1 rRNA gene is annotated in these 3,130 nt (G+C 52.8%); it reads right to left on the reverse strand.

Annotated elements, in window-relative coordinates:
- Positions 1–118: 118 nt before the first annotated feature.
- A 23S ribosomal RNA gene (locus tag DC345_RS29620) occupies positions 119–3,043 on the reverse strand.
- Between the last annotated feature and the right edge of the window lie 87 nt (positions 3,044–3,130).

Below are 3,130 nucleotides of genomic sequence, written 5' to 3' on the forward strand. Positions count from 1 at the left end.
TGAAATCATTATGGAACTGAAAATCATACACACATTCTGTGATGTACCGATTTTCATTTCAGAGATTATTCTCTGAAAACTAGATCCGAAACGAAATTTGCGATTCATAACCTGCATATTGGATAAGCCCTCGACCGATTAGTACTGGTCAGCTCCATGCATTGCTGCACTTCCACCCCCAGCCTATCTACCTCGTCGTCTTCAAGGGGTCTTACATACTGGGAAATCTCATCTTGAGGGGGGCTTCACGCTTAGATGCTTTCAGCGCTTATCCCGTCCGTACATAGCTACCCAGCGGTGCTCCTGGCGGAACAACTGGTACACCAGCGGTACGTCCATCCCGGTCCTCTCGTACTAAGGACAGCTCCTCTCAAATTTCCTACGCCCACGACAGATAGGGACCGAACTGTCTCACGACGTTCTGAACCCAGCTCGCGTACCGCTTTAATGGGCGAACAGCCCAACCCTTGGGACCTACTTCAGCCCCAGGATGCGATGAGCCGACATCGAGGTGCCAAACCTCCCCGTCGATGTGGACTCTTGGGGGAGATAAGCCTGTTATCCCCAGGGTAGCTTTTATCCGTTGAGCGATGGCCCTTCCATGCGGTACCACCGGATCACTAAGCCCGACTTTCGTCCCTGCTCGACTTGTAGGTCTCGCAGTCAAGCTCCCTTATGCCTTTGCACTCTTCGAATGATTTCCAACCATTCTGAGGGAACCTTTGGGCGCCTCCGTTACTCTTTAGGAGGCGACCGCCCCAGTCAAACTGCCCACCTGACACTGTCCCCGCACCGGATTACGGTACCAGGTTAGAACCTAGATACGATCAGGGTGGTATCCCAACGGTGCCTCCACGCAAGCTGGCGCTCACGTTTCAAAGGCTCCCACCTATCCTGTACAGATCGTACCCAAATTCAATATCAAGCTGCAGTAAAGCTCCATGGGGTCTTTCCGTCTTGTCGCGGGTAACCTGCATCTTCACAGGTATTAAAATTTCACCGGATCTCTCGTTGAGACAGCGCCCAAGTCGTTACGCCATTCGTGCGGGTCAGAATTTACCTGACAAGGAATTTCGCTACCTTAGGACCGTTATAGTTACGGCCGCCGTTTACTGGGGCTTCGGTTCACAGCTTCGGATTGCTCCTAACCGCTCCCCTTAACCTTCCAGCACCGGGCAGGCGTCAGCCCGTATACTTCGCCTTACGGCTTCGCACAGACCTGTGTTTTTGCTAAACAGTCGCTTGGGCCTTTTCACTGCGGCCCCCTCGTGCTATTCACACTACCGGGGCACCCCTTCTCCCGAAGTTACGGGGTCATTTTGCCGAGTTCCTTAACGAGAGTTCTTCCGCGCGCCTTAGAATTCTCTTCTCGCCTACCTGTGTCGGTTTGCGGTACGGGCACCATCACCTGGCTAGAGGCTTTTCTTGGCAGTGTGAGATCATGACCTTCGCTACTATAATTTTCGCTCCCCATTACAGCCCAGCCTTACGATGTGCGGATTTGCCTACACATCAGCCTCACTGCTTAGACGGACATCCATCAGTCCGCGTCACTACCCTGCTGCGTCCCCCCATTGCTCATAACGGCTTACGGTGGTACAGGAATTTCGACCTGTTGTCCTTCGACTACGCCTTTCGGCCTCGCCTTAGGTCCCGACTTACCCTGAGCGGACGAGCCTTCCTCAGGAACCCTTAGGCTTTCGGCGGATCAGATTCTCACTGATCTTTTCGTTACTCATACCGGCATTCTCACTTGTATAATGTCCAGCGCTCCTTACGGTACACCTTCAACCCTTATACAACGCTCCCCTACCCCTGATGCAAGCATCAAGCCATAGCTTCGGTGGTGTGTTTAGCCCCGTTACATTTTCGGCGCAGAGTCACTCGACCAGTGAGCTATTACGCACTCTTTCAATGGTGGCTGCTTCTAAGCCAACATCCTGGTTGTCTGTGCAACTCCACATCCTTTCCCACTTAACACACACTTGGGGACCTTAGCTGATGGTCTGGGCTGTTTCCCTTTTGACAATGGATCTTAGCACTCACTGTCTGACTCCCGGAAGTAAGTCTATGGCATTCGGAGTTTGACTGAGCTTGGTAACCCTTGCGGGCCCCGCACCCAATCAGTGCTCTACCTCCACGACTCTGTTTTCCGAGGCTAGCCCTAAAGCTATTTCGGGGAGAACCAGCTATCTCCGAGTTCGATTGGAATTTCTCCGCTACCCCCACCTCATCCCCGCACTTTTCAACGTGCGTGGGTTCGGGCCTCCAGTGCGTGTTACCGCACCTTCACCCTGGACAGGGGTAGATCACCCGGTTTCGGGTCTACGTCCACGTACTATGTCGCCCTATTCAGACTCGCTTTCGCTGCGGCTCCGGCTCTTCACCTTAACCTTGCACGGGAACGTAACTCGCCGGTTCATTCTACAAAAGGCACGCCATCACCCCTAAAACGGGCTCTGACTTTTTGTAAGCACACGGTTTCAGGTTCTATTTCACTCCCCTTCCGGGGTGCTTTTCACCTTTCCCTCACGGTACTGCTTCACTATCGGTCGCTAGGAAGTATTTAGCCTTGGCAGATGGTCCTGCCGGATTCATACGGGGTTTCACGTGCCCCGCACTACTCGGGATACATCTCGGAGAGAACCAACTTTCAACTACAGGGCTTTTACCTTCTTTGGCGGGCCTTTCCAGACCTCTTCGTTTAACCGGCTCCTTTGTAACTCCATGTGAGATGTCCCACAACCCCAAAGAGCAAGCTCTCTGGTTTGGGCTTCTCCGCGTTCGCTCGCCGCTACTGACGGAATCACTATTGTTTTCTCTTCCTCAGGGTACTTAGATGTTTCAGTTCCCCTGGTATGCCTCTACATAACCTATGTATTCAGTTATGAGTAACTGGAAATTACCCCAGCTGGGTTTCCCCATTCGGACACCCCCGGATCAAAGCTTGCTTACAGCTCCCCGAGGCAGTTTCGTTGTTCGCCACGTCCTTCATCGGCTCCTAGCGCCTAGGCATCCTCCGTGTGCTCTTAGTAGCTTAACCAGTTGCTCCGGTTTCGACTGCTCGCTTCCCTTGTTTTGCTTACGCAAAGCCAAAAGTCGCTCCCATTCGATACCATCGCAATAGCAT

Source organism: Paenibacillus taichungensis (genome assembly GCF_003287275.1).
Lineage (GTDB): Bacteria > Bacillota > Bacilli > Paenibacillales > Paenibacillaceae > Paenibacillus > Paenibacillus taichungensis_A.